Raw genomic sequence first — 23,022 nt, forward strand, 5'->3', positions numbered from 1 at the left:
TGCTAGCGGGGGTGCTAGCGCTAGCAGATCGGGCCGCTAGCGCTAGCACCCTCGCGGCGGGTTAGCCGGCGGACCGCTTCCGGTCACGCTCCGCGATCGCGGCGAGTAGGTCGGTGTGCTTGATGCCGCGTCGGGTGGTGGCCTTGCCGTCGATGCGCCGGCCCACGTCGCCGACCTTCACCGCGGGGTGGGGCTTGAGGGCGGTGGTGAGCTGCGCGGCTTCCCACCCGCCGTAGACGTCGGGCCGCAGCTCGGCCAGCAGCGTGCACAGCGTCTCGTTCCAGGCGGCCTTGTCGTCGCCGGGCCACACGCGGGCCAGGTCGCCGAGCACGTCCGCCACTGGGGCAACGTCGCGGGTCTGCTCGTCCAGCTTTGGCAGCGTTCCCGCCGTGGTCCGCAGCGCCACCGCACGGGTCACGATGCGGGCGGCGGCGGTGGTGTCGACGTAGAACGACCGCACCGCCGACGCCTTCGGACCGAAGCCCCGCAGGATGCCCCACCCGGCTTCGATGACCGGCTGGAAGACCGTCGCCCGGTAGCCGTTCTTGTACGCCGAGGTGCCGAGGATCATGTCGTTCGCGGTCTGGTCGGCCACCGACAGGCAGAACCGGGAGTTGACATTGCGGGTGATACCGGTCGGCAGGCTGTCCTTGTCGGGGATCTGCGTGCCGATCAGGATGATCACGCCGAGCGCGCGGCCGAGCTTGATGACCTTCTCCAAGATTTCGCCGGCTTCCTTGCCGTACTTGCTGGTCATCAGCTCTTGCAGCTCATCGAACCACGCCACCAGCGGGTGAAGGCCGGACCCCTTGAGCGACGCCAGTTCCGGCGTCACCTTGTTCTCCGGGGCCTTGCCCAACCTCGCATAGTGCTCGATCCGCTTCGAGCGGCGGCGGCACTCCTCATACAGCCACTCGATGAAGGCGAAGCAGCGGGCGAGGGTGTCGTCATCGAAGCCGTTGCCGTACTCGGCCATCACCGGCTCCAACACGGCGAAGTCGCCGACACCCTTCAACTCGTAGCCGCGGATCTCGGTACGCGCGTCCAGGGCGGCGGCCAGGATCAGATCCCGCAGCGCGAACGTCTTCCCTGATCCGGGCTGCCCGCCGAACAGGTAGTTGCGGAACATCAGGTCCACCGCGACCGTGTCCAGGCGCGGGGTGGTGGCGAACGGGAACGCCTTGAACACGTCCACCTTCGCCGACTCCGACAGCAGCGGCCACGGCGGCTGCTTCATCTGCGACGCCGGCTCATACCCAACCCACAACGCCAGACGCCCCGTGTGACCGGTCGCCGGCTCGGGCCACACCTGGTCGAGGGGCAGCCGCATCGCTGAGGCCAGCTTGCCCCGCCGGGCGACCACCTCGGCGGCCTCCACCCCATAGGGCAGGTCCACGACGGCCAGGTGGCCGGGGCCGTCGCGGTGAATGTCCACCGGGAACGAGATCGCCTTCGGATCCTTGGCGACCGCGCTGTTGATCGCGGCCATCTGCAACGAGGTCAGCGCCCGCCGGACGAGGTCGGCGGTCAGCTTGCGGTATCGGGTGCCCTCGGTAACCCGGTCGGTGAGCGGCTTGTCCGCCGGCCGGCCGAGCGTGGCCAGCAGCGGCACCACCACCGCGAGAGCGACCCACCGCCACCACGACGGGCCGAGTGCCAGCACGATTGCCCCGGTGACGGTCGCGCCGGCACCGGCGGCGAGCACCCACCACCGCCACACCGACTGACGCTGCCGGCGGGCGTCCAACTTGAGCCACACGTCCGCCTCACCACGCGACGCGGCGGCCTGCCGCAGGTGCCAGTTGCCCTCTTCCGCGCTGGCCCAGTGCAGCGCCCGGCCGAGCCCGCGGAACAGGCCGACCGGTGCCCACACAGCCGTCTTGGCCGCGTACTTGGGCAGGCGCACCGCGTGGTAGGCGGCCACGTAGCCGGCATCCTTCGACTGGTGCCGCACGGCCGCGCGCAGGCCGCGCCACGAACGCGCCCACTCGGCCAGGATCGGCCGGCGCTCCCGCTGCCGAGCCAGCACCTCCGGCGGGATGTCCTCGGCCGCGTCGACCAGCCCGCCGACGCGCTCGGGGCCGTCCTCGATCGTCTCGGCGTCCTCGCCGCTGTCGTCCTCGCCGGTGTCCTCGGCCGGCGGGCGGGGCTGCGGCACCCGGCGGGCGCGGGCGTGGTCCAGGTCGACCACCTCGGCGTCCGGGCCGGTGATGTCGGCCTCGGCGGCCTGCCAGTCGAAACGGTCGCCGGGTTCGTTGTTCGGGGCGGTCATCGGTTCTCCTTCCCGGTGCGGATGGCAGCGATGGGGGCGCAGAGGCGGGCGTACTGGTCGATCTGCCAGGCCGTGGTGCGCATCAGGCCGCGCTCGGCGAGCGCGGCGGCCACGGCGGTGAACTCCCGCTCGTCGGGCCGGTCGTACTCCTGCATGCGGATCGGCAGGTCGACCCACTCGGTGCCCTGGCTGTACTGGATGAGCAGGGTGTAGCCGCCGCACGCGGCGGCGGCGATCGTGGCTCGCAGCGGAATGCCGAGCCAGATGGGGCGGCGGTGCCGCCACCGGGTCGCCGCTTTCCGCAGCGCTTCCAGGGGTGACAACATCAGGGGTCTCTCCAAACGGTGTGAATGCCGGACGGGAGGGCCGGCGGCACGGCGCAGGTTGGGAAGCCAGGGGCCGTGCCGCCGGGCGGCGCTAGTCGTGCGAGCGAACGAGGTGCGCGAGGGCGGCGCCCATGCCGAGCACCGCCACCGGCAGGCAGGCAACGGCGGTGGTGATCCACCACGGGGCCGAGGTGACGCCGGCCGCTTCCAACAGGTGGTAGGCGACCTGACCGAGCGCGCCAACCAGCAGTGAGGCAATCGCGGACCACTTGGCGAAGCGGCGTGCCCGCTCGGGCACCCGGCCAGACAGCCACACGTAAAGGGCGTAAGCGCCGTAGGTCTCCACGCCGATCGGCAGGGTGATCGCCGAGTTGATGGAGAAGCTGTCCCAGATGCCCGGCAGCGGGTGCACCACGCCGAATCCGGTGAGTCCGCCGAGTCCGACCCAGCCGGACCAGATGGCGACGAACGCCGGCAGCGCCAGCAGCACCACTGGCCACACCGCCGCCGGCCGGGCCGGCTTGGGCGGGGTGGGCGTGTCCGGGTGACCGACCGTGCTGGCCTCGGCGGGCGGGTCGGCCGGCGTGATCTCCGGCGCGGGGATCGGGTCCGGCGCGGCAGGGGGCACGGGCTCGGGTGCGACCGGCACCGGGGCCGGGTCGGTGGCGGGCTCGGCGGTGTCGACGGGGAACAGCTCCACCCGGTCGACCACGCTGCCGCGCTTGACCATCGCCGTGTGCAGCGCGTCGACGCGGGCCTGCCGGTCGTGCTCGTCGCGCAGCCGCGACAGCAGCTCGTCGGCCTTCGGCGCGCCAATGCGGTACTCCCGCATCAGCCGGTTGCGCGAGGGCAGGTCGCCCAACTCCCGGGCGAGCGTGCGGGCGGCGGGCAGCAGCGCTTCGACGGGCTGCGGGTACTTGGTGCCGTTGATCGTGGGGGCGGTCATGCTGCGTCCTCCTGGGGGAAGGCGCACGCGAGGCATTCGCCCAGCGAGCGCGGGATGTAATAGGGCCGGACCGTGCCGCAGGTCGGGCAGGTTCGGCGGGCCGTGAGTGCCTTGCCGATGGCGGCGCGTTGCGCGGGGGTGGCGGTGCGCTTCGGCGCGGCCAGGTCGAGCCGGTAGAGGTAGGCGGCGCGGGTGCCGCCGACGCCGCGCCAGAGCACCTGAGCGGCGATCGGCTGACCACCGGGCCGCAGGCCAGCCGCGTTCAGTTGGCGGCGGGTGGCGTAGCCGGGCGGGGCACCCTTCCACCAGTAAGTGGGGATGCCGTACCGCGCTCCGTCCGGATCGAAGTAGGCGGCGCGGATGCGCGACATCAGGCCGCGCGGCGCGGGTTGGTGCGGGTGGCGGTGTCGGTGGCGGCGCGGGTCACGCGGGCCTCAGCCCGGCGCAGCCGCCGCCAGTCCAGCGGGGTCGGGCCGCCGTGGTCCTCGGCGTAGATCAGGGTGATCTCGGCGTCCAACACGTCCAGCTCTGCCGCGATCAGCGGCCACTCCGCGTCGATCGCGGCCAGGTCGGCGGCGGTCGGTTCGGCGGTGACGGGTGCAAGGTGCGTACGCACGGGGGAACCTCCGGTGAGTCGATGAAGTGGGGGTACGCCCGGGGTGCGACCAGACCGGCCGCACCCCGGGGGCGAACAGGAATCAGGGGCAGAAGCAACCGCGCGCCAGACCCGGCCCGCTCGCCCCGCTCGCCCGGGATCTACCGGGGTCGACCACCGTGTGGCTCAAGGCGGGGATGCCGCAGACGGATCTACGCGGCGCTTCTGCTGTGAAGTTCTCAATGAACGACCACACGACCGGCCCGTAAGCGCGCAGCGCAATGCGCCGCCTTCCCCGGCTTCCGCTCGGCTTGTCGTACCTGGCTAGCCAGGTGCAACGAGATGAACGTAGGTCGGCTTGGCTAGTCAGGTCAAGAGGGCGCGGCGAACTTTCCTAACTTGGCTAGTCAGCGCTACCGTGAGCGGGTGAGCGAGAACCTTGACTTCCTCGGCGAGCTGGATCCCGACGACCCCAAACAGGCCTCGCAGCAGATCGCTAACAAGCTGCGGGCGGCCATCCTCACGCGTCGACTCGCGCCCGGCGACAAGCTGCCGTCGCAGCCCGAACTAGCCACCCGCTACGGCGTCGCACGAGAGACGGTCAAGCGGGCATTGGACCTGCTCCGGGCAGAGCGGCTGATCGTGTCCCGGCAGGGCAGCGGCGCGTTCGTTCGCGCGCAGACACAGCGAGCGGTTGAGCTGCGTCCGCACATCGAAGCCTCGTTTGACCGACCTCACGTCACCATCGACTTCGCTGGCTTCTCGGGTGAGACGCTGCGCGACGCGCTAGCCGAAGCACTCGACAAGGTGCGCGTCGGCCGGCTGGTGCCGGAGACGATTGCCGTGCGGGTCCTGATCTCCGACATGGCCGTACCCATGGCGCTGCCGGCGCGGGCCGAGACGCAGGCAGACGATCCAGCAGTACGCGAACGGGCGGAACGGATCACCCGCCGGGCCGCGGACGGAATCATCGATCAGGTCGGCGAGCTGGGCGACCTCGGCCTCATCCGGTCAGCCACCGTTAGTGTGCGGCTGCATCGGGCGTCTCCGCTGTTCAAGCTCTACATCCTGAACGGCGAAGAGGTGTTCTACGGCTTCTACCCAGTCGTTGAGCGCACCGTCTCGATCAAGGGTGAGCCCATGGCGATCTACGACCTCATGGGCAAAGACGTGCCGCTGTTCCACTACGCGGTGACCGACGACGACGCCTCGCACGGAACGCAGTTTGTGGAGGCTTCTCGTCAGTGGTTCGACTCGGTGTGGTCGACCATCGCCTACCGGTATGACGGATGAGCGCCGACCTGGGCCGGCTGCTCGCCGGGGTCGGCGCGGTGCTGCTCGACTTCGACGGGCCGGTGTGCAGCGTCTTCGCCGGCTACCCGGCCCCGCAGGTTGCCGCCGAATTAGTCGACGTGCTGAGGCGGCATGGTGTTGACGTGCCGCCGGACTTCGCCAGCGAGCCCGACCCGCTTGAGGTGTTGCGCCGTACCGGCGCGGCCGGCGACCATCGCACAACGCGGGCGGTGGAGGATGCGCTCTGTGCAGCCGAGCGTCGGGCCGTCGAAAGTGCCGAGCCAACGCCGTACGGCCGTGAGGTCATCGTGGCTGCCAGGCAAGCCGGGATGCCGGTGGCTGTAGTCAGCAACAACTCGGCCGGCGCGGTGACCGCCTACCTGGCAGCGCACCGGCTAGCCGGATACGTCTCGCCGGTGGTCGGCCGGGCCTACGCCGACCCGGAACGCATGAAGCCCAACCCGGAACCGATCCTGCAAGCCGCCCGTGCCCTCGGTGAGTTGCCGTCGGCGTGCGTGCTGGTCGGCGATTCACTGTCAGATATCGAAGGCGCACGGACCGCCGGGGTCGCGGTGATCGGCTACGCGAATCGTGCAGGAAAGGCCGACGCCTTCCGGACTGCTGGCGCAGACATGGTGATCACGAGCATGGCAGACATAGCGCGCGGCCTAGTTGATCGGCTGGCTAGCTAGCCGCGCCGGTGAGCAGGTCAGTCCGCCGCAAACTCGTTGGGGCCTGGTTGAATACGCACGGTCACAGCCGTCCAGGGCCTTAGAACAAGCGTTCGACAAGTTTCGACATCTGGTCTATGATCACCGTCTGATGTTCAAGGATCACTGATCGCTTACATGCTGATACTGGTGGTCACGCGGGAAGGATGAGGGTCGTGGGAGACCGGAGCCGGATCGAGTGGACCGAGGCGACATGGAATCCATCGACGGGTTGCGACCGCGTATCACGCGGCTGCGATAACTGCTATGCACTTACCTTGGCCAAGCGGCTCAAGGCAATGGGGCAGCCCAGGTATCAGAATGACGGGGATCCACGAACCTCTGGACCGGGTTTCGGCGTGACCTTGCATTACGACAGCTTGACGTTGCCGGAGAAGTGGCGGCGACCACGGGTGGTATTCGTCAATTCCATGAGCGACCTCTTTCATGCTCGCGTTCCTGTTGACTTCATCAAAAGGGTTTTCGACACAATGTCCCGCACTCCTCAGCACACCTATCAGGTGTTGACGAAGCGGGCGCTGCGCCTTCGACGGATTGCGGACGTACTTGACTGGCCTCCAAACGTTTGGATGGGGGTATCAGTAGAGGACTCCGCAGTTATTGACAGGGTCGACCACCTACGGGAGGTGCCGGCCGCTGTTCGATTCCTCTCCTGTGAGCCGCTTCTGGGGCGGCTCGACTCGTTGAATCTTGATGGAATTCACTGGGTTATTGCTGGGGGTGAAAGCGGTCCCCAGTTCCGACCAGTCGACCCCGACGCAGTTCGCGCGTTGCGGGATCTTTCCGTCACTGCTGACGTTCCATTCTTTTTCAAGCAGTGGGGAGGTGCGACGCCAAAGGCTGGCGGCCGTACCTTGGATGGCGAGGTTTGGGACCAAATGCCACGGCCAGTCGTCCCAGTCGATGCGAGCTTTCTTCCGACTCTCGTCTAGGTAGAGCGGAAGGTTATCCGGGTCCGCCCTGCTGGAAAGCCGGAACGTCCAGGGCGGTCGACGGAAATCGCGCCAGCCTTCTCCAGGGGGCTAAGAACGTACTTTCTCAAGTGAGCCGGGCGGTATGGAGTGTGCACGAGGACGTACCCCTCCAGCTCGTCCACGAGTACCGTCCGGCCCGCGAACTTGTCGAGGAGGGCAGCACGGAGGGGCTCCGATACTAGGTCTCCCTCTGTGAACAGGATGTCTTGACCCGCGAGCCGGTCCGAGAACGTGTACCCGCCGCCAGCATCCACCCTCCACATTGCGTCCTTCATCAGTTGAAGGCCCTTAGTGTTCCGGGTGCCATAGAACAGGTAATAGATAATGTTGCCTGTGTTGTTCATCATTCCGAATGACTGAACATAGTCGAAGCCGCAGCGTTCCTTGAGTTGCCGTTCGTACAAGTCGTGCAGGAACTGAAGCCGTGCCTGCCCCTGCAAGCCTTCAGCTCTAAGGAAATCCTCTGTCCCGTAGAGTTCCCGGAATCGGTCGTCGATCTGTCCCGAGGTGGCGAACCGAACGGCGGTGTTAACGATGTAATTTACGAACAGCTCGCATCGGTTGAAAGACAGAAGGTCGGCAAGCAAATCCATTGGCAGGCCGGTAACGCCGAATGGGTCAACAAAAGCGAATGTCGGAGCTAGTTGGGCCTTCTGGGTCTTCAGTGTCTCTAGGATATCCTGCGCTGTCTGCTCAAATTCGTTGTTCTTGATGGAGACCTTTACGTTGCTCGGCCAGTCTCCTCCGCGCTCGTCAGCGAACCTTTGAATTTCTTCCTTGAGGTTGTCTGCCCGATCGCGTCCCTGCTCACAAAAAATGAAGAGGAACTCGCAGTCCTTCATGCGCGGGAAGTAGCTGTGATCCAGCAAGGTCGAGAGGGCGATCAGCGGAGAGCCGGGCTCGCCATTCTTGTACCTACCAGGACCGGCAAAACCGTCAAGGAAAACGACCCGGCCATGGTAGGTGGACAGTACGGGGAACCATCCCGCGAGGTACTGGCGGAGGATGTCGTGTTTTGCCTTGGTGTGAGGGTCGAGTTCCCAGAGCGTTGTGCGCGGTGTCCCTGAAGCCACTGAGCCCCCTCATGATCGCTGGTGACTCATATGTTAGGAGACGTTGACGGTCAGTGATACCCCTCCGCGATCCGTAATGTCCCATAAGAGCGAATCTGGCTGCAGAACTTCATTTTTGATCCACTCGGCGGAGTTGCCATCGGCCGTCCCGGTCGCAGGCTTGTCGCTCCGGGCGGATCGCGTGCGGAGCGCCGGTCGCAGCAATGCAGCCATCAAGACTCTCGGGCGCTCGTACGCCTGTACGATCCACTGCTGTGAGGGAGCAGGTGGGGCGCTGGTGGAACGGGATGTGGGGCCGACTCGCGCGTCGTGACATCTGGCTCGCTCGGGAGGTGCGATGGCATGTCGTCGCCAGGGCCGGCGACTCGGAGGCTGGCAAGGTGCTCCGGTGGGAGTTCGACACGGAGGATGAGGCGCGCCAGATGGTGCAGCGTCTGCTCCGGGCTGATGGCGGTCAGTGGCGCGAGCAACCAAGCAAGGCAGCGGAACCCCCGACGTGACGCCGCACCGGTCACGTTCGGCGACGTGCGGCAAATCAGCGGCAACAGGCGGGCGTGGCGAACCGTTCACACTGGTCAGCGGCGTAGGGGTGATGGTCTTGAAAACCGGTAAGGCAGCGATGTCTTCGTGGGTTCGAATCCCACACCCTCCGCCTCCTTGACCAGCAAAACACCCCTGACCAGCGCGAACGCCGGCCAGGGGTGTTTTTCCTACGGTGTCCCGAGCGTTACCGCTGCGGCTGGCTGCGTTGTCTGTCGACGGCGCGTCCGAGGTCGACCATCGTGCGGACGTGTTCACGGCGTTGGACCGCGAGCACACCGATCGCGAGCGTGACGAGCGGCACGCCGACCAGTGCGATCCACTGGACGGGCCGGAGATGGATCGCGTGGTCCAGGTGGCCGTTGGAGGTCATCCAACCGGCAAGGGTGGCGTTGATGAGCACCATCAACGAGATCACCGGTGCGAACAGGGCTCCGATGCGCAAGCGCAGGGGTGCGGCGAGGCTGGCGACGGAGATCAGACCGATCAGGCCGGCGGTCGTGATGCCGGCCAGATACAGCCACATCACCGCGTCGGACGTGGCCTCCAGGTCGTAGAAGACGTACACGGCCTGACCCTGCCCGGTGGAGAGCGTCGGGGGACGGTTGAGCCGATTGGACAGGAAGACCGCTCCCACGATGGCTGCCGCGAGCAGGAGCGCCGACATGCGTCGTGCACCGAGCAGGGCGAATGCGCGGCGGCGCGACGCGGGGATGGTGAGCGTGGCCGCAGCGATCAGGGTCAGCGTGAACTGCCACAGCGTGTTCACCACCGATACCGGGTCGTCTTCGTAGCGCAACGTCAGTGACGTGGCCTCGGCGATGACGGCGATCCAGGCGAGTCCGGCAGCTGGCCACCGCCAACCCGCCGCTATCGCGGCACACACCGTCCCCCAACCGGCGAGCCGCGCCCAGTCGACGGCTTCCCGCTGCCATCCCGGACCCGACACGGTCGGGAAATGGGGGTACTCCGTCAGGGCGTGCAACGACAGCGTGAAGAGTGCGAACGCGGTCAGCAGCCCGGTCACTGCTGCCGCGTCGGCCCAGCCGGCTCGCGTCGGCCCTCGGCCGGTGTTGTGGAGCCGGACGCGTAGTGCGCCGGCCAGAAGGTTCCACGCTTCTGCGAGGCCGGGGCGCCGTTGGTGGGGCGGAGCGCCGGCGAGCAGTACCGCCAGCATCTCCTCCTCGTACACCCGGCGGTGCTCCCAGGGATATGCGGCGAGCAGCAGCCGGTAGCGGCGTTCGAGGTCGGTGGCGCTCACGCGATGCCCCCGTCGGCAAGCAAGCCGCTACGGCCAAGCCGAGCGCTGGCCGCTTCGGCGTTGTGCCGAAGGCGCGCGACCTCGGCGGCAAGACGCCGCGCCCCCAATGCCGTCAGCCGGTAGTAGCGACGCAGCCGAGACTGCACCACCTCCTCCCGGTCCACCTCGATCCATCCATCGGCCCGCAGTCGGTCCAACACGGCGTAGAGGGTGCCTGCGCGCAGGCGGACCCGGCCGTCGGAGATCCGCTGAACGTCCTCGATGACCCCGTAGCCATGCTGCGGCTTCTCTGCCAGTGCGGTGAGGATCAAGAACGTGGGCTCTCGCAGCGGCTGATCGCTCATGCTTCGCAGCATATACCGGTAGTCGGTATATACAAGCTCCCGGCGCACCGGACGATCGTCCGACCTCACCGGTCCGGCGGGCAGTCGAATTCGATGCGAAGTTTGTCGAGCTCATCCGCGATTTGTTTGCCGGTCGGGCTCTGCGGGGGAGTGTCCTGGTAGGTGTCGTCGAGGGTCGTCACGATGCCGCACCACCTGTGCTCGGACTCCCGAGCGACGGCGTTGGCGTAAATCATGGACGAGGCGGCAGCGAGGGCCGCGAAGACAAACGAGGCGACGAGGATTCGCCAGGCACGGTGAGTCATTGTCGGTCACCCGCCCCTGATGGTGATGATGACGGCGGCGGCGGCGAGTCCGGCAGCCGAGGCGATGAGAGCGAGCTGGTTGTACCGCCGCCACCATTGTTGCGCAGCGAGATCAACCCCACGCCCGCCGGGATTCCAAGGATCGCGAGGAAAGTCCCCAGGAGCACCGGACTTGCCTGCCCCGGGGGCGCGACCGCCGTCTGGTGCACGATTCCACCGAGCCCGACGAGAATGCAGCCGCCGTCTAGGCATACGCGGATCATTCGTTCTGTCTTCACTGCTCACAGTCCCTAACCTTTCGCCACCACCAGATGGCTGCCCTGCTGCTGTCGAGTCAACAGCGAGGTGTCCGTTGGTCACACCACGAAAATGATGTGGCTGACGTGAGTCCGGATGGGCTGAGAAAGGTCAGCGAGCCGGCGCCAGTCCAGGTGACGCACCGCGCCGGGCGCTGATTCCACAGTATCGAGCGGAAACGGTAAACGGCCAGGTCAGAGGCCTGCTCGCCGCCCGTCCTAGCGTTGGCGGTCAGCAACTTGACAGAACTTCGACCCGGAAAAGGAGTGTCGGAGCCGTTACCGAGCGCCATGGATGGAACGGGCGCGCCGCGGCTTTTCCGTTACTCCGGCGGGTCCGCCGAGCGCCGCTCCTGGCGGATCTTCTCCTCGGCCAGGCGCTCGACCGCGCGGCGGCGCTCCTCGGCGATAGCCCGCTCGTCCGGGCGTCGTCGGACCGCGGTCACGACCGCGACCACGAAGTCACGCCAGATGCGGGTCACGAGGCTTCTCCCAGCGCTGTTGCTATAGGACAACGGTAGTGAGCCGAACGGTCCATCGACACCTGGCGCTTCCGGTCGATTGCTGGGCCGCGGCGGGGTAAGAAGGGCGCAGGACTTTGCGCGCAACATCGGAAGGACGCGTCTCGATGACCTTGGAACGATCGATCGCCCCGGACCCCTACGAGCTGCTGCCGACCGTGCCGTCGTTCACCCTGAGCAGTGACGACGTGCAGAATGGCGAGCCGATGGACGTGCGGCACGCGCACGGCAGCACCGGCGGCGAGAACATCTCCCCTCAGCTGAGCTGGTCGGACTTCCCCGCCGACACCCGCAGCTTCGCGGTGACCTGCTACGACCCCGACGCCCCGACCGGCAGCGGCTTCTGGCACTGGGTGCTGGTCAACGTGCCGGCCACCGTCACCCAGCTGCCACGGGGTGCGGGCGGCGGCGGAGGCACCGACCTGGGCGGGGCGTTCGCCGTCCGCAACGACTACGGCGAGCAGGGTTACGGCGGCGCCGCGCCGCCGGCCGGGGACCGGCCGCACCGCTACGTCTTCGCGGTGCACGCCCTGGACGTCGACCGTCTCGACCTCACCCCGGACGCCAGCCCCGCCTACGTGGGCTTCAACCTGACGTTCCACACCCTGGCCCGCGCGGTCATCCGGCCCACGTACCAGATCAAGGAATGACCTGACCGGCGACCCGGCGGTTGGCGGGCTGACCGCCAACCGCGGGGTCGACCAGGAGAGCGGGTTCAGGCCGGGACCCGGGCCACGGCGAAGACCGACTGCCCGAAGGGCGGGCGGACCAGCTGCTCGGCGGCCTTGGTGGCGGGCAGCACGACGGTGTCGTAGACCTTCACCATCGGGCCCTCCTTCGGCATCAGCCGGAACACCTTGGTCGCCATGAAGTACCCGAGCAGACCGAGCGCGTTGGCATAGTGGATCTTCTCCACGGTGAGCCCGGCGTCGGTCATCGCCGCGGAGAGGGTCTTCTTGGTGTAGCGGCGCACGTGCCCGGTGGCGATGTCCGCCGGGCTCATCGCGAACTCGAAGGCCGGCACGATGATGATCACCGCTCCGCCGGGCCGGACCAGCTCGCGCATGCTGCTCAGCGCGCCCACGTGGTCGTCGATGTGCTCCAGCACGTTGTACGACACCGCGGCGCTGTAGTCACCCCGCTCCGAGTGCGGCAGCAGCATCTCCCGCACGTCGATGCCCGGGTGGTCGGCCAGCCGCTCCTTGAGCTGGACCAGCCGATCCGGGTCCGCCTCGGTGGCGGTGAACCGGGGCAGGCGCTCCGCCCACTCCAGCGCGTAGTCGCCGAGCCCACTGCCGATCTCGATGGGGTTGTCGCCCAGATAGGGCACGGCCAGCTCGACGAACCAGCGGCGGTGGTTGACCGCTGTCGCGAGGCCCTCCAGCACCTCGGACTGGACACGCTGGTCCCCAGTGATTTCTGCCATGCGTCGATTCCTCACGGTATGAACTCGACCCGCGCCTGACCGACAGAGTGAATCATCCGCGCGGGGGGCAGAAGAATCGGGGCAACGTGGTGGCCGAATTGCGGTCGGGGGGTGGCACGTGATCGGCGGTCAGCGAACCCGGCACATAGTACGGCAGTACCGCGAAACATGTCACGGTGCTGCCATACGCTGACTACGCTATGAATTGTTATGACTACACCTGATTCGGACCTCCCCGCCGGCGCTTCCGGGGCCGGGGCGGAGGGCGGGCCCGACCGGGGCGACGACGCTGGGCGGGGGCGGCGGATCGACGTCCTCGCCGTGCTGAGCTTCGTCGCGCTCGGCTTTTGGGTCACCGCGCGGCTCTGGCTCGACCCGCGCAACGGGGTCCGGGACAACCGCTCCGATCAGGCACAGTTCGAATGGATGATGGCGCACGGTGCGCGGGTGGTAACGCATTTCGCCTATCCGTTCACCTCGGACCGGATGAACGTCCCGGACGGCGTCAATCTCATGGCCAATACGTCCGTATTATCCGTGTCATTGCCAATGACGCCGATAACGATCCTGTTCGGGCCGCGTACCTCGTTCCTGCTCTTTCTCACTCTCGGGATGATCGCCACCGGCGTGGCCTGGTACTTCCTGCTTTCCCGGGTGCTGGTCGGCACGCGCGCGCCCGCCTGGCTGGGGGCGGCGTTCTGCGCGTTCGGGCCGGCCATGGTGTCGCACGCCAACGCCCACCCGAACATCGTGTCGCAGTTCGTGGTGCCCCTGATCATCTGGCGGACCCTGCGCCTCGCGGAGCCCGGCCGCTGGCTGCGCAACGGCGTACTGCTCGCGCTGGTGATCGTCTGGCAGGCGTTCCTCAATCTCGAGGTGCTGCTGATGGCCGCGATCGGGCTGGGCGCGGTGGTGGCCGCGCTCGCCATCGGCCGGCCGGAACTGCGTCGGCAGGCGCGTCCCTTCCTCGCCGGCCTGGGTGTCGCCGCCGCCGTCGCCCTGGTGCTGCTCGCGTACCCGCTCTACGTCCAGTTCTTCGGACCGGGGGCGTACACCGGGCTGCCCCGGCTGATCCGTGGCTACTCCAGCGACCTGGCGTCGTTCGTGGCGTACTCGCGCGAGTCGCTGGCCGGCAGCCCCCGGACCGCCGCCGGGTTGGCCAAGAACCCGACCGAGGAGAACAGCTTCTTCGGCTGGCCGCTGGTGGTGCTGGTGATCGCGCTGGTCTGGTGGCTACGGCGCAACGTGGTGGTGCTCGGCCTGGCCGTGCTCGGACTGCTCTTCGCGGTGCTCTCGCTCGGCCGTGAGGTGATCTTCGACGGGCGGGAGACCGGTGTGCCGAGCCTCTGGGCGCCGCTGGAGAACCTGCCGATCCTGCACTCGGTGGTGCCGACCCGGTGGGCGCTGGCGATCACCCCGATCGTCGGGCTGCTGCTCGCCTACGGCGCCGAGCGAGCGCGGGCGCTGGCCGCCCGACACCCGGTCGCCCGGCCGCAGATCCGCTTCGCGACGCTGACCACGCTCACCATGGCCCTGCTGCCCCTGTTGCCCACCCCGCTGCCGGCGACCCACTTCGATCCGGTCCCCGAGTTCGTCACCTCCGGGGCGTGGCGGCCGTACGTGACCGGCGGGCGCAGCGTGGTGACCCTGCCGCTGCCGGACACCAACTACGCCGAGCCGCTGCGCTGGTCGGCCGCGACCCGGCTGGACATGCCGCTGGCCCGCGGCTACTTCCTCGGCCCGGACACCCGGCCGGGCACGGACGAGGGCCGGGTCGCCCTCTTCACCGCTCCGCCCCGCCCCACCAGCAGCTTCTTCACCGTCATCCGGCAAACCGGCGCGGTGCCACCGATCACCCCGCAGAGCCGGGTGAACGCGGTCGACGACCTGCGGTTCTGGCGGGCCGGCGTGGTGATTCTCGGGCCGCACCGGCACGCGGACGCGCTGCGTCGTGGGATGACGGAGATGACCGGGATCCGACCGGTCTACCGCGGCGGCGTCTGGGTCTGGGACGTCCGACCGCTGACCGACTGAGCGGGCGGGTGGGGCGAGCGGGGCCGGTGGCCGACCCGCGAGCGTCAGTCCTGACGGACGCAGCAGCCCTGACAGACCTTCGGCCGCGGCAGGGTGAAGGCCAGGCAGCAGGTGCGTCGCTGCACGGTCGGCTCGCCGGCCGGCCCGGGCACCAACTCGACCAGGTCGCTCAGGTCGAGCGCGCCGAGCAGCGCGTCGATGGTCTCGACCGAGGGGCCGGGCAGGACGTCCGTGGCCCGCAGGATGCCGTGCGCGATGCCGGAGGCCACCGAGCCGAGCAGGGTACGGGTGCCGATCCGCACCTCCGCCTGTATCGACGCGATCATCGGGGCCAGGTGGGCGTCCAGCAGCGAGGCGCGGAGCGCGGCGAGCAGTTCCGCCTCGCCGGCGACGACCCGTACCTCGGGGTGGCCGGCGAGGGCCAGCGGGTCGCTGGGCAGCACCGCGACGGTCGTCGAGCGGCGCAGCCCGAGGGTGACCAGCGGCCGGTGGTCCTCGAAGTGGATCAGCACGTCGGACGGGTCGAGCAGCGGCACCCGCCGGGCCGAGGCCCAACCGAGCACCACCGGCAGCGCCGTCCAGTAGCTGTACGACTTCCAGGCCAGCGCGGCGCAGGCGTGCGGGGTGCCGCCCCAGCGCTGGGTGGCCGAGCGCAGGAACTCGGGCAGCCGGGTGCCGTCGACCAGGGTGGTCGCCGGGGCCCAGCCGAACTCGTCGGCGACCAGCAGGCCGGGGGCGAGCCCGGGCACGTCGTCGGTGCCGAACATGGCGCGCATGGTTGCCGTGACCGGGGCCAGCGGCGTGGCGGCGAGATCCCGCCCCGGCATCACCGCTGTCACTAGATCATCCCCTGTCCCCAACGCGGATCGTTGAGCTAAGGCTAGCCTAACCACAGTTTGCCGGTCTGAGGAAGGTCCGATCCCGGCCGGATCGGGAGTCCTGGGTCACCCGGCGCCGGTCCGTAAGTCCTGCTCGACGCCCTGCCGGTACTACCCTCGGCCGAGCCGGAGAAACGCCGGACCGCGCCCGGCGAGCGCGGCAGCATCGACGGCCATCGGTGGATTGTCAAGCAGAGTGTCGGCAAAGTGGCAGTTCCGTGTGCGTCTCGCCACGGAACGTGAAACTGAGACTCCCGGCCACGAGGAAGCCGATGACGACCTCCCCCCTCGATCGTGCTGCCGACTCCTTCGCCGCCGAGCTCGCCCGCCAACGGACCACGCGGGGACTGTCGAAGAAACAGCTCGCCGTGCTGATGGGCTTCGACCCGTCGTACGTCAGCCACGTCGAGGGGCGGCGGCACCGCCCGACCGAGGACTTCGCCCGGCGGGCGGAGGCCGTCCTGGAGGCCAGCGGCGCGATCTGGCAGCGCTTCCGCGAGTACGACGACCTGCGGCAGGCCCGCAACGGGCAGGCCCAGCGCGAGCTGCCGCTTCCCGGGCAGTGGCTGCCGCCCGGCACCGGCCTGGTCGTCGAGCGGGAGCTGGCCACCCTCGTGCACACCGACGACGGCTACCGGTGCGTGATCCGGCGGGAGCTGTACAACGCGGGCACCGAGCCGGTCACCCGCTACCTGGTCCGGGTGGCGGTGGACCGCTACCCCAACGACCCGGGCCGTTCCAACCGGCACCACCGGGAGCACCCGCTCACCTTCGCCGAGTTGCAGCTGCGCGCGCACCGGGACGACGGCGGCGGCGAGCGCGAGCCGATGCACTGGCGGGCCAAGCACGACCGGGACGCCTTCAAGGAGATCTGGCTGCTCTTCGAGAACGGCGACCGGCGGTTCCCGCTCTATCCGGGCGACCGGGCCACCATCGAGTACGCCTACCGGGTAGGGGCGGAGAAGTGGGGGCCCTGGTTCCAGCGGGCCGTCCGGCTGCCCACCCGGCATCTGGCCGTACGCCTGGACCTGCCGGCGGCCCTCGACCCGCAGGTCTGGGGCGCGGAGACCTCGCTCTCGGCGGAGGAGGGCCCGCTGCGCACCCCCGTCCAGCGGCACGACGACGGCGACCGCGCGGTCTTCGACTGGCAGACGGACGATCCGCCGCTGAACGCCCGATACCGGATGCAGTGGCGGTTCCGGGCCCGACCCGAGCCCGAGCACGACACCACGCCGGCCGGCCGGATCCGGCCGAGCGACCGGATGCGCGCCGCCGGGGTGCTGCAGCGCGGCGCCGACCTGCTGCGCCAGCCGGCACGGCCGCTCGACCTGCCCGCCGAGGAGCTGGTCGCCCGGGACCTGGTCGAGCGGCTCTCCGCCGCGCTGGTCCGCCTCGACGAGCTGCACCCGTTCAGCAAGGGAGTCGGCATCGCGGCGCCGCAGCTCGGCGTCGGCCGGGCGGTGGCCGTGGTCCGACCGCCGGACCGGGCCGCCGAGCCGGTCGTGCTGCTCAACCCCCGGGTGGTCGACGTCTCGCCGGACACCGACGAGCAGTACGAGGGCTGCCTCTCCTTCTTCGACTACCGCGGGCTGGTCCCCCGGCCGCTGCGCGTCGACGTCGAGCACGCCCCGTGGGACGGCAGCCGCATCATCACCTCGTTCGAGTACGGCATGGCCCGGCTGGTGGCGCACGAGATCGACCACCTGGAGGGGCGGCTCTACGTCGACCGGATGACGCCCGGGGTGCCGCTGGTGCCGGTGGAGGAGTACCGCGAGACCGGTCACCCCTGGCGGTACTGACCTCCCGGTCCGCCGCTGCCGTCGCGGTCCGCGTCCGGGATCGCGACGAGCGGGGGCCGGGGCGCGTGCCCCAGGGGGCAGGGGCACGCGCCCCGGATGGGGGGAGGAAAGTCTCTAGAGTTCGCCGAAGGTGTCGTACCGGATGTGCGGCGGCGGTACGTCGTCCGCGGCGAGCACCCGCAGGGTGGATCGGACCATCCGCGCCGAGCCGGAGACGTAGCAGTCGTGCGCCGTCCACGGGCCGAACCGGGCGACCACGTCGGAGATGTCCCCCTGCTCGCCGTCGAAGTCCGGGTCCTCGCTGCACGCCGGGGTGACCGACAGCCATGGGTGCGCCGCGACCAGCTCCTGGAGCCCGGGCAGCCCGTACAGGTCCGCCGGCCGGCGGGCGCCGTAGAAGACGTGCACCCAGCGGGTCCGGTTGTAGCTGGTCAGCTCCTCCACCAGCGCCTTGATCGGGGCGAGCCCCACCCCGCCGGCCACGCAGAGGATGTCCCGTTCCGAGGCGCGGTCCAGGGTCATCGAGCCCATCGGCGCGGCCAGCCGGAGCAGGTCGCCCGGCTTCACCCGGCGGACCAGCGCCCCGGACACCCAGCCGGCCCCGGGCGACCGGACGTGGAACTCCAGCACGTTCTCGTCGTTCGGCGCGTTGGCCACCGAGTACGTCCGCCACACCCGCGGGTGGTGCCGCGGCACCTCCAGGCTCACGTACTGGCCGGCCTTCCACGGCAACGGGTGCTGCAAGGCGCGGACGGTCAGCACCGCGCTGTCCGGGCCGTACCGCTCGTGGGTCAGCACCTCGGCGTGCCAGTACGGCGGGTTCTCGTCGGCCGCCGCCCCGGCCAGCATCTTCTCCGAGATCGCCGAGTACGCGTCCCGCCACGCCTGGTCGTACTCCAGGTTCCAGCCGTCGCCGGCCGTGCTGCGCAGGGCGTCCAACAGGGCGACGCCCATCGTCGCGTAGTGCTCGGCGTCGACCTGGTACTTGCGGTGGTCCCGGCCGAGCGCCCGAAGGAACTCGTCGAAGCTCTCCGGGTCGCCGACGGTGTGGATCGCGGTGATGATCGCTTCCAGCAGCCGGTCACCCTGGCCGGTCATCTGCACCGGAAAGAGCTGCCGCAGGTCGGGGTCGAGCAGGAACAGTCGAGCGTAGAAATGACCGCTCAGCCGTTCCCGGTGCTCCTCGACCAGGGTCCAGCTCTCCTTCAGCAGTCGCGCGAAGTTGTCCACGGGCGCGCTCCTTCTCCGGACGGCGAATGGGCGCCCATAGAATCTCCACGGAGCGTGCCGACCGGTCGCACAGAATGTGCGATCGGCTCGCGAGGCGTCTTCGCCCGTGTCGAGAGGCAGTTCCGTCAGGCAGAGTGGTGCCGTGACCCTTGAGCTCACCCGCCCGGTGTCCCGCCGGATACTGGGGACCGAGACGCTGCTGGTCCTCGGCCTCTCCCTCGGCCAGTCGGCCGTCTACGCGGTCGTCTCGATCATCGCGAAGCTGACCGCCGAGGGCGGGCTCTCCAAGCAGACCGCCGCGCTGAACACCTCCGCGTCGTCCCGGCCGTGGCTGGACCTCACGTACCAGCTGCTCGGCATCGTCTTCGCGCTGCTGCCGGTGCTGCTCGCCGTACACCTGCTGAGCCGCGACCCCGGCGACCCGGTGCGGACCCTCGGCCTGGACGCCGGACGGCCCGGGTCGGACCTGGCCCGCGGCGCCGGTCTGGCGGCGCTGATCGGCCTGCCCGGCCTCGCCCTGTTCTGGGCGGCGGCGCAGCTCGGCGTCAACGCCACCCTGGTGCCGGCCGCGCTGCCCGAGGTCTGGTGGGCGGTGCCCGTGCTGATCCTCGCCGCCGTGCAGAACGCGGTGCTGGAAGAGGTGATCGTGGTCGGCTACCTGGTCACCCGGCTGCGCCAGCTCCACTGGCGGCTCGGCGCGGTCATCGCCACGAGCGCCCTGCTGCGCGGCTCCTACCACCTCTACCAGGGCTTCGGCGCGTTCCTCGGCAACGCCGTGATGGGCGTGGTGTTCAGCCTCTTCTACCTGCGTACCCGGCGGGTGATGCCGCTGATCGTCGCGCACACCCTGCTCGACGTGGTCGCCTTCGTGGGCTACTCGCTGCTGCCCGAGACCTGGTTCGACTGGCTCTGACGGTCCGCCGGCTCCCGCCGCCGACTCGTCCTCGACCGGCCGGTCCTCGTCGACCGCCGGCCGCTCGTCTGGCGCGGCGCGGGTCGCTCCGGGCGGCGCATGATCGACTCGGGGTCGGCGATATTGCGGTATCGCACAGGCCGGGACACCGCCATTTCGGCGACCTGGAGTGGATCACCCGCCGGCCTGACCAGGGCGGTCGGGTTCTCCGTCGCGCGCCATCGGTCCCGGCCGGACCGGCGGCCGGTCAGCCGTTGCGGGCCGGCCGGTAGATGGTGACCGCCCGGGCCGCCAGCCGTTCGGCCGCCGCCGCGTCGCCGCTCGCCGCGGCGAGCACCGCCGCGCCCGGCAGCAGCCGGGACGCCAACCGCAACGCCAACCAGCCACCCGCCTGCGCGGCCAGCGGCGCCGCGAGCCGCCAGGCAGCCTCCGCTGCGCGGGGCCAGGGCGCGTCGGCCGGCTCGTCCGCCGTCCGCGCCGCATCCAGGGCGGTACGCGCGCTCGCCGCGTCCGGGTGCACCTGGGTCAGCACCAGCAGCTCCGCCGCCCGGTCCGGGTGTGCCGGGTCCCGGCCGTACGCCGCCGCCAGGTGCAGCACCAGGTTGGCCTGGGTCCAGAGCACCGCGGCCAGCTCGGCGAACGGTGCGAAGAACCCGGCGAGCGCCGCGCCGGCCCCGCCCGCGCCGGCCAGCCGGACGAACCGCCGGGTGGCCAGCCGGGCCAGCCCGTCCGGCGACGCCTCGGGGTACGCCGAGCGCAGCCGCTCGGCCCAGTCCCGGGCGCCCGGGCCCAGCGCCTCCACGGCGGCCAACGCCAGCAGCTCCGGCGCGAAGCCGGGATGCTCGAGCACCCGCCCGGTGAGCACCCGAAGCTCCGGCTGCGACGGCGCGGCCGCCGCGCTCCTCGGTACGGGCACCTTGCCGATCGTCGCCGCCTTCGTGAGGTCGGAGGCGTCCTTCGATACGCGGACCGCCTTCGCGGCCGGTGCCGCCTCCTCGGCCGATGCCGCCTCCTCGGCCGGTGCCACCTTCGCGACCGGTGTCGCGTCCCCGGCCAGCGTCGCTTTTCCGGCCGTTGTCGATTTCCGCGCCGGAGCTGTCTTCCGCGCCGGCGCTGCCTTCCGGCTCGGCGCTGCCTTGCGGGCAGGTGCCGCCTTACGGGCCGGTGTCGCGCTCTCCGTAGATGCGGACGCCGCCGTCGTGGCGGCGGCCGACTCTGCTGCGGGCGCCGCCTCCGGTGTGAGCGCTTCCTTTGGTGCGGGGGCTGCCTCCGGCGCGACCCCGGCCGATGTGGGCGCTGCTTCTGGTGCGGGCGCTGCCTCTGGTGCGGCAGGTGCCTCCGGCGCGACGCCTCGCGAGTAGCCGCGCTGGTCCGGGGCGGGAACCGAGTCCCTCTGCGCGCCTGCACCCGCCTCGGCGGGGGCGGTCGGCGCGGCGACGGGCGGTGTCGCGGCCGCCTGTGCGGCCGGGGCTGCCCGGCGGGCCGGGGTCCGCTTCGTGCCGGAAGCCGACTTCCTTGCTCCGCCGGCCTTCCTCGGTGCTGCCGGCTGCCCGGTCGCTCCTGGCGCCGTCGGCGCGTCACCGGGCGGCGCCGCTGCCGTGGCCGCCGTCGCTTGCCGAGGCGATTGCGGCGCGGTCGCCGCCGACGGGGTGGCGGTCTCTTCAGCGGTCACCGGCTGCGCGGAAGCCGCGATCGGGGAGCGCTGAGTCCGATCGCCGGCGGGGGCTGGCTCCTCGGCGGGTGTGACGCTCGCCGCATCCGCCCGCTTTTGCGGGCCCGGCTGCCGGGGCAGCGGCTGATCGGGATCGGGCGGCCGGAACAGCACCGGCGGGGCGGCCTTGCCGCGCCGGGCTCGTTTCGTACCGTCGCCAGCCGCCGGCGGTGCCGGCTCGACGGCGGCCGGTGGGGTGAAGGTCGCCTTCGGGGAGCGCCGCCGGGCACGCTCAGCAGGCTCGCGGCGGGTCGGCTCGCTCGGGGGCTGCTCCTGCATATCGATGGAGCGTAGTCCCGATCACGCTGGCGCACAGCGTGGAATCGCGGGCGCCGTGGGCTGCCCCGGCAGCACTGGGGAAGTCGCTTTGCTCCCGGTGGGTGGCGACCTGTATCCTCGGGCGCGGTGGTCTGCGGGCCACCGAGGAGACTTCGCCTAGTCTGGTCTATGGCGCCGCACTGCTAATGCGGTTGGGGTCTTAAAGCCCCTCCCGGGTTCGAATCCCGGAGTCTCCGCGCGAAGGCCGGGTGTGTAGACTGGCCGAGCACCAGCGCCCGTAGCTCAATGGATAGAGCATCTGACTACGGATCAGAAGGTTAGGGGTTCGAGTCCCTTCGGGCGCACAGAGCAGGAGGAAGCCCTCGACCAGCCGGAAACGGCACGGTCGGGGGCTCTTTCGTGTCCGCCAGAATCACGCTTCGAGCGGCCATGGCCGTGCATGAGCGATGCCCCTGAATGGCGAAGTTCGTGCGGGTGCCTGCCCGAGCCTGGCCCGCTTGCACAGCGCCGAAAACCGGCGGGAGAAGTTGTCCGGATCACCGGCCCGCAGAGCGGGCCGCGCCGGACCGGCCCCGGCCTGCTGGCGACCTCCGGCCGGCATCGGCCGGGCCGGCCGACCGGCCACGTTGAGGGACGACGGACCTTGGAACACCTCGGGGCTCCGCCCCGAACCCCGGCCCTACTTAGAGATCCGCTTGAACGGGCTACAGCCCTGGTTGCCGACGAGGGCCGTCAGAGTGGGGCGAGGCGGCGCTTGAGCAGGCAGAACTCGTTCCCTTCGGGATCGGCGAGGACGTGCCAGGACGCATCCGCAGGCTGACCGATGTCGACGAGTTTGGCCCCGGCGGCCAGGAGGCGTTCGAGCTCGGCGTCCTGATCGCGGTCGGTGGCGTTGACGTCGATGTGCAGCCGGGCATGCCCGTTCTTCGGCTCGTCGTCGCGGATGAGGAAGATCGTCGGCTGCGGGCCGCCGAACCCTTCGCGCGGGCCTATCTCGATGTAGACCTCCTCTTCGCGATCGAGCTCTATGAAGTCCAGGACCTCGCACCAGAACCGCGCCAGCACCTCGGGGTCGCGGCACTTGAGCACGAGCTCACTGATACGGCATGCCATTGACGAAACCTACTCTCAGGGTGGGAACTGCAGGGGTGCCGCACGCGCATCTCATGGGCTCCCGCAGTGAGAACGTTTCGCGACCGTACCGGGCGAGGCGAGCAGGGGCGAAGTGGTTTCAGGCCCTCGCCTGGTCGGGCTGCCAGGCGAGGGCCCGTAGGT

General features: G+C 69.9%; 23 protein-coding genes and 2 tRNA genes. 10 read left to right on the top strand and 15 right to left on the bottom strand.

Going from position 1 to position 23,022, the window contains the following annotated elements; translation table 11 throughout:
* Positions 1–61: 61 nt before the first annotated feature.
* From ACIP9D_RS31040 to ACIP9D_RS31060, 5 genes are all read right to left on the bottom strand, one after another.
* Positions 62–2,272: a cell division protein FtsK gene (locus tag ACIP9D_RS31040; protein ID WP_350877166.1), complete on the bottom strand. Its 2,211-nt coding sequence runs from the start codon at positions 2,270–2,272 to the stop codon at positions 62–64.
* Complete coding sequence (locus ACIP9D_RS31045; protein WP_350877164.1) at positions 2,269–2,598, bottom strand: hypothetical protein; 330 nt, start codon at positions 2,596–2,598, stop codon at positions 2,269–2,271. Before ACIP9D_RS31045 ends, ACIP9D_RS31040 begins: the two co-directional genes overlap by 4 nt.
* 91 nt (positions 2,599–2,689) lie before the next feature.
* Entirely contained in the window at positions 2,690–3,544 is an 855-nt protein-coding gene (locus ACIP9D_RS31050; protein ID WP_350877163.1) for an ABC transporter permease, read from the bottom strand.
* Positions 3,541–3,915 (bottom strand): RRQRL motif-containing zinc-binding protein, encoded by a 375-nt coding sequence (locus ACIP9D_RS31055; RefSeq protein ID WP_350877161.1) that lies wholly within the window; start codon positions 3,913–3,915, stop codon positions 3,541–3,543. The genes ACIP9D_RS31050 and ACIP9D_RS31055 overlap by 4 nt, the downstream gene beginning before the upstream one ends.
* Positions 3,915–4,160, bottom strand: a complete 246-nt coding sequence (locus tag ACIP9D_RS31060) for a DUF6284 family protein (RefSeq protein ID WP_350877159.1) — start codon at positions 4,158–4,160, stop codon at positions 3,915–3,917. Before ACIP9D_RS31060 ends, ACIP9D_RS31055 begins: the two co-directional genes overlap by 1 nt.
* 405 nt (positions 4,161–4,565) lie before the next feature.
* Here ACIP9D_RS31060 and ACIP9D_RS31065 point away from each other — a divergent pair, with 405 nt between their 5' ends.
* From ACIP9D_RS31065 to ACIP9D_RS31075, 3 genes are all read left to right on the top strand, one after another.
* Positions 4,566–5,432 (top strand): GntR family transcriptional regulator, encoded by an 867-nt coding sequence (locus tag ACIP9D_RS31065; protein WP_350877157.1) that lies wholly within the window; start codon positions 4,566–4,568, stop codon positions 5,430–5,432.
* On the top strand, positions 5,429–6,124 hold the full coding sequence (locus ACIP9D_RS31070; RefSeq protein ID WP_350877154.1) for an HAD family phosphatase: 696 nt from the start codon (positions 5,429–5,431) through the stop codon (positions 6,122–6,124). Before ACIP9D_RS31065 ends, ACIP9D_RS31070 begins: the two co-directional genes overlap by 4 nt.
* A 185-nt stretch (positions 6,125–6,309) precedes the next feature.
* Complete coding sequence (locus ACIP9D_RS31075) at positions 6,310–7,095, top strand: phage Gp37/Gp68 family protein (RefSeq protein WP_350877152.1); 786 nt, start codon at positions 6,310–6,312, stop codon at positions 7,093–7,095.
* Here ACIP9D_RS31075 and ACIP9D_RS31080 read toward each other — a convergent pair.
* A complete protein-coding gene (locus tag ACIP9D_RS31080; protein WP_350877150.1) occupies positions 7,092–8,210 on the bottom strand; it encodes a three-Cys-motif partner protein TcmP in 1,119 nt (372 codons plus the stop codon). The two genes, ACIP9D_RS31075 and ACIP9D_RS31080, sit on opposite strands and share 4 nt — an antisense overlap.
* Before the next feature lie 287 nt (positions 8,211–8,497).
* Between ACIP9D_RS31080 and ACIP9D_RS31085 the strand changes: the two genes are divergently transcribed.
* Entirely contained in the window at positions 8,498–8,710 is a 213-nt protein-coding gene (locus ACIP9D_RS31085) for a hypothetical protein (protein WP_400451366.1), read from the top strand.
* A 227-nt stretch (positions 8,711–8,937) separates the two neighbouring features.
* Here the strand turns inward: ACIP9D_RS31085 and ACIP9D_RS31090 are convergent, their stop codons facing one another.
* The 4 genes from ACIP9D_RS31090 to ACIP9D_RS31105 all read right to left on the bottom strand — a co-directional run bounded on the left by ACIP9D_RS31090 (position 8,938) and on the right by ACIP9D_RS31105 (position 11,438).
* Positions 8,938–10,011: a hypothetical protein gene (locus ACIP9D_RS31090; protein WP_350877148.1), complete on the bottom strand. Its 1,074-nt coding sequence runs from the start codon at positions 10,009–10,011 to the stop codon at positions 8,938–8,940.
* A complete protein-coding gene (locus ACIP9D_RS31095) occupies positions 10,008–10,355 on the bottom strand; it encodes a helix-turn-helix transcriptional regulator (protein ID WP_350877146.1) in 348 nt (115 codons plus the stop codon). The genes ACIP9D_RS31090 and ACIP9D_RS31095 overlap by 4 nt, the downstream gene beginning before the upstream one ends.
* A gap of 65 nt (positions 10,356–10,420) precedes the next feature.
* On the bottom strand, positions 10,421–10,660 hold the full coding sequence (locus ACIP9D_RS31100; RefSeq protein ID WP_350877145.1) for a hypothetical protein: 240 nt from the start codon (positions 10,658–10,660) through the stop codon (positions 10,421–10,423).
* Between the two features lie 619 nt (positions 10,661–11,279).
* A complete protein-coding gene (locus ACIP9D_RS31105) occupies positions 11,280–11,438 on the bottom strand; it encodes a hypothetical protein (protein WP_350877143.1) in 159 nt (52 codons plus the stop codon).
* Positions 11,439–11,584: 146 nt separating this feature from the next.
* Here ACIP9D_RS31105 and ACIP9D_RS31110 point away from each other — a divergent pair, with 146 nt between their 5' ends.
* Positions 11,585–12,127, top strand: coding sequence for a YbhB/YbcL family Raf kinase inhibitor-like protein (locus ACIP9D_RS31110; protein ID WP_350877141.1), 543 nt, complete (start codon positions 11,585–11,587; stop codon positions 12,125–12,127).
* A 65-nt stretch (positions 12,128–12,192) separates the two neighbouring features.
* Here the strand turns inward: ACIP9D_RS31110 and ACIP9D_RS31115 are convergent, their stop codons facing one another.
* On the bottom strand, positions 12,193–12,903 hold the full coding sequence (locus ACIP9D_RS31115; RefSeq protein WP_350877139.1) for a class I SAM-dependent methyltransferase: 711 nt from the start codon (positions 12,901–12,903) through the stop codon (positions 12,193–12,195).
* 210 nt (positions 12,904–13,113) lie between these two features.
* Between ACIP9D_RS31115 and ACIP9D_RS31120 the strand changes: the two genes are divergently transcribed.
* The gene (locus tag ACIP9D_RS31120; RefSeq protein WP_350877137.1) at positions 13,114–14,937 is read left to right on the top strand and encodes a hypothetical protein; all 1,824 of its coding nucleotides are present in this window, start codon (positions 13,114–13,116) and stop codon (positions 14,935–14,937) included.
* A 44-nt stretch (positions 14,938–14,981) separates the two neighbouring features.
* On the opposite strand, the gene ACIP9D_RS31125 is transcribed toward ACIP9D_RS31120, so the two are convergent.
* On the bottom strand, positions 14,982–15,764 hold the full coding sequence (locus tag ACIP9D_RS31125) for an IucA/IucC family C-terminal-domain containing protein (RefSeq protein WP_350877193.1): 783 nt from the start codon (positions 15,762–15,764) through the stop codon (positions 14,982–14,984).
* Positions 15,765–16,087: 323 nt separating this feature from the next.
* On the opposite strand from ACIP9D_RS31125, the gene ACIP9D_RS31130 reads away from it, so the two are divergent.
* Entirely contained in the window at positions 16,088–17,614 is a 1,527-nt protein-coding gene (locus ACIP9D_RS31130) for a peptide deformylase (RefSeq protein WP_350877135.1), read from the top strand.
* A gap of 114 nt (positions 17,615–17,728) precedes the next feature.
* Here the strand turns inward: ACIP9D_RS31130 and ACIP9D_RS31135 are convergent, their stop codons facing one another.
* Positions 17,729–18,844 (bottom strand): globin domain-containing protein, encoded by a 1,116-nt coding sequence (locus ACIP9D_RS31135; RefSeq protein ID WP_350877133.1) that lies wholly within the window; start codon positions 18,842–18,844, stop codon positions 17,729–17,731.
* A gap of 142 nt (positions 18,845–18,986) precedes the next feature.
* Between ACIP9D_RS31135 and ACIP9D_RS31140 the strand changes: the two genes are divergently transcribed.
* The gene (locus ACIP9D_RS31140; protein ID WP_350877131.1) at positions 18,987–19,757 is read left to right on the top strand and encodes a CPBP family intramembrane glutamic endopeptidase; all 771 of its coding nucleotides are present in this window, start codon (positions 18,987–18,989) and stop codon (positions 19,755–19,757) included.
* A 247-nt stretch (positions 19,758–20,004) separates the two neighbouring features.
* Here the strand turns inward: ACIP9D_RS31140 and ACIP9D_RS31145 are convergent, their stop codons facing one another.
* Positions 20,005–20,784, bottom strand: a complete 780-nt coding sequence (locus ACIP9D_RS31145; RefSeq protein ID WP_350877129.1) for a hypothetical protein — start codon at positions 20,782–20,784, stop codon at positions 20,005–20,007.
* A gap of 1,108 nt (positions 20,785–21,892) precedes the next feature.
* Here ACIP9D_RS31145 and ACIP9D_RS31150 point away from each other — a divergent pair.
* A tRNA-Ser gene (locus ACIP9D_RS31150) sits at positions 21,893–21,983 on the top strand.
* A gap of 35 nt (positions 21,984–22,018) precedes the next feature.
* Positions 22,019–22,091, top strand: a tRNA-Arg gene (locus tag ACIP9D_RS31155).
* A 388-nt stretch (positions 22,092–22,479) separates the two neighbouring features.
* Here the strand turns inward: ACIP9D_RS31155 and ACIP9D_RS31160 are convergent.
* Complete coding sequence (locus ACIP9D_RS31160; RefSeq protein WP_350877127.1) at positions 22,480–22,860, bottom strand: VOC family protein; 381 nt, start codon at positions 22,858–22,860, stop codon at positions 22,480–22,482.
* Positions 22,861–23,022: the final 162 nt, after the last annotated feature.

The organism is Micromonospora sp. NPDC093243 (assembly GCF_044753725.1).
Taxonomy (GTDB): Bacteria; Actinomycetota; Actinomycetes; order Mycobacteriales; family Micromonosporaceae; genus Micromonospora.

What these genes read in the sequence shown, in the direction of transcription:
- ACIP9D_RS31075 (WP_350877152.1), top strand. Translation starts at nt 6,310, where the DNA reads ATGAGGGTCGTGGGAGACCGGAGCCGGATCGAGTGGACCGAGGCGACA.
- ACIP9D_RS31125 (WP_350877193.1), bottom strand. Translation starts at nt 15,764, where the DNA reads ATGCCGGGGCGGGATCTCGCCGCCACGCCGCTGGCCCCGGTCACGGCA.
- ACIP9D_RS31050 (WP_350877163.1), bottom strand. Translation starts at nt 3,544, where the DNA reads ATGACCGCCCCCACGATCAACGGCACCAAGTACCCGCAGCCCGTCGAA.
- ACIP9D_RS31085 (WP_400451366.1), top strand. Translation starts at nt 8,498, where the DNA reads ATGTGGGGCCGACTCGCGCGTCGTGACATCTGGCTCGCTCGGGAGGTG.
- ACIP9D_RS31055 (WP_350877161.1), bottom strand. Translation starts at nt 3,915, where the DNA reads ATGTCGCGCATCCGCGCCGCCTACTTCGATCCGGACGGAGCGCGGTAC.
- ACIP9D_RS31100 (WP_350877145.1), bottom strand. Translation starts at nt 10,660, where the DNA reads ATGACTCACCGTGCCTGGCGAATCCTCGTCGCCTCGTTTGTCTTCGCG.
- ACIP9D_RS31110 (WP_350877141.1), top strand. Translation starts at nt 11,585, where the DNA reads ATGACCTTGGAACGATCGATCGCCCCGGACCCCTACGAGCTGCTGCCG.
- ACIP9D_RS31130 (WP_350877135.1), top strand. Translation starts at nt 16,088, where the DNA reads ATGACGACCTCCCCCCTCGATCGTGCTGCCGACTCCTTCGCCGCCGAG.
- ACIP9D_RS31120 (WP_350877137.1), top strand. Translation starts at nt 13,114, where the DNA reads ATGACTACACCTGATTCGGACCTCCCCGCCGGCGCTTCCGGGGCCGGG.
- ACIP9D_RS31160 (WP_350877127.1), bottom strand. Translation starts at nt 22,860, where the DNA reads ATGGCATGCCGTATCAGTGAGCTCGTGCTCAAGTGCCGCGACCCCGAG.
- ACIP9D_RS31040 (WP_350877166.1), bottom strand. Translation starts at nt 2,272, where the DNA reads ATGACCGCCCCGAACAACGAACCCGGCGACCGTTTCGACTGGCAGGCC.
- ACIP9D_RS31045 (WP_350877164.1), bottom strand. Translation starts at nt 2,598, where the DNA reads ATGTTGTCACCCCTGGAAGCGCTGCGGAAAGCGGCGACCCGGTGGCGG.
- ACIP9D_RS31115 (WP_350877139.1), bottom strand. Translation starts at nt 12,903, where the DNA reads ATGGCAGAAATCACTGGGGACCAGCGTGTCCAGTCCGAGGTGCTGGAG.
- ACIP9D_RS31095 (WP_350877146.1), bottom strand. Translation starts at nt 10,355, where the DNA reads ATGAGCGATCAGCCGCTGCGAGAGCCCACGTTCTTGATCCTCACCGCA.
- ACIP9D_RS31070 (WP_350877154.1), top strand. Translation starts at nt 5,429, where the DNA reads ATGAGCGCCGACCTGGGCCGGCTGCTCGCCGGGGTCGGCGCGGTGCTG.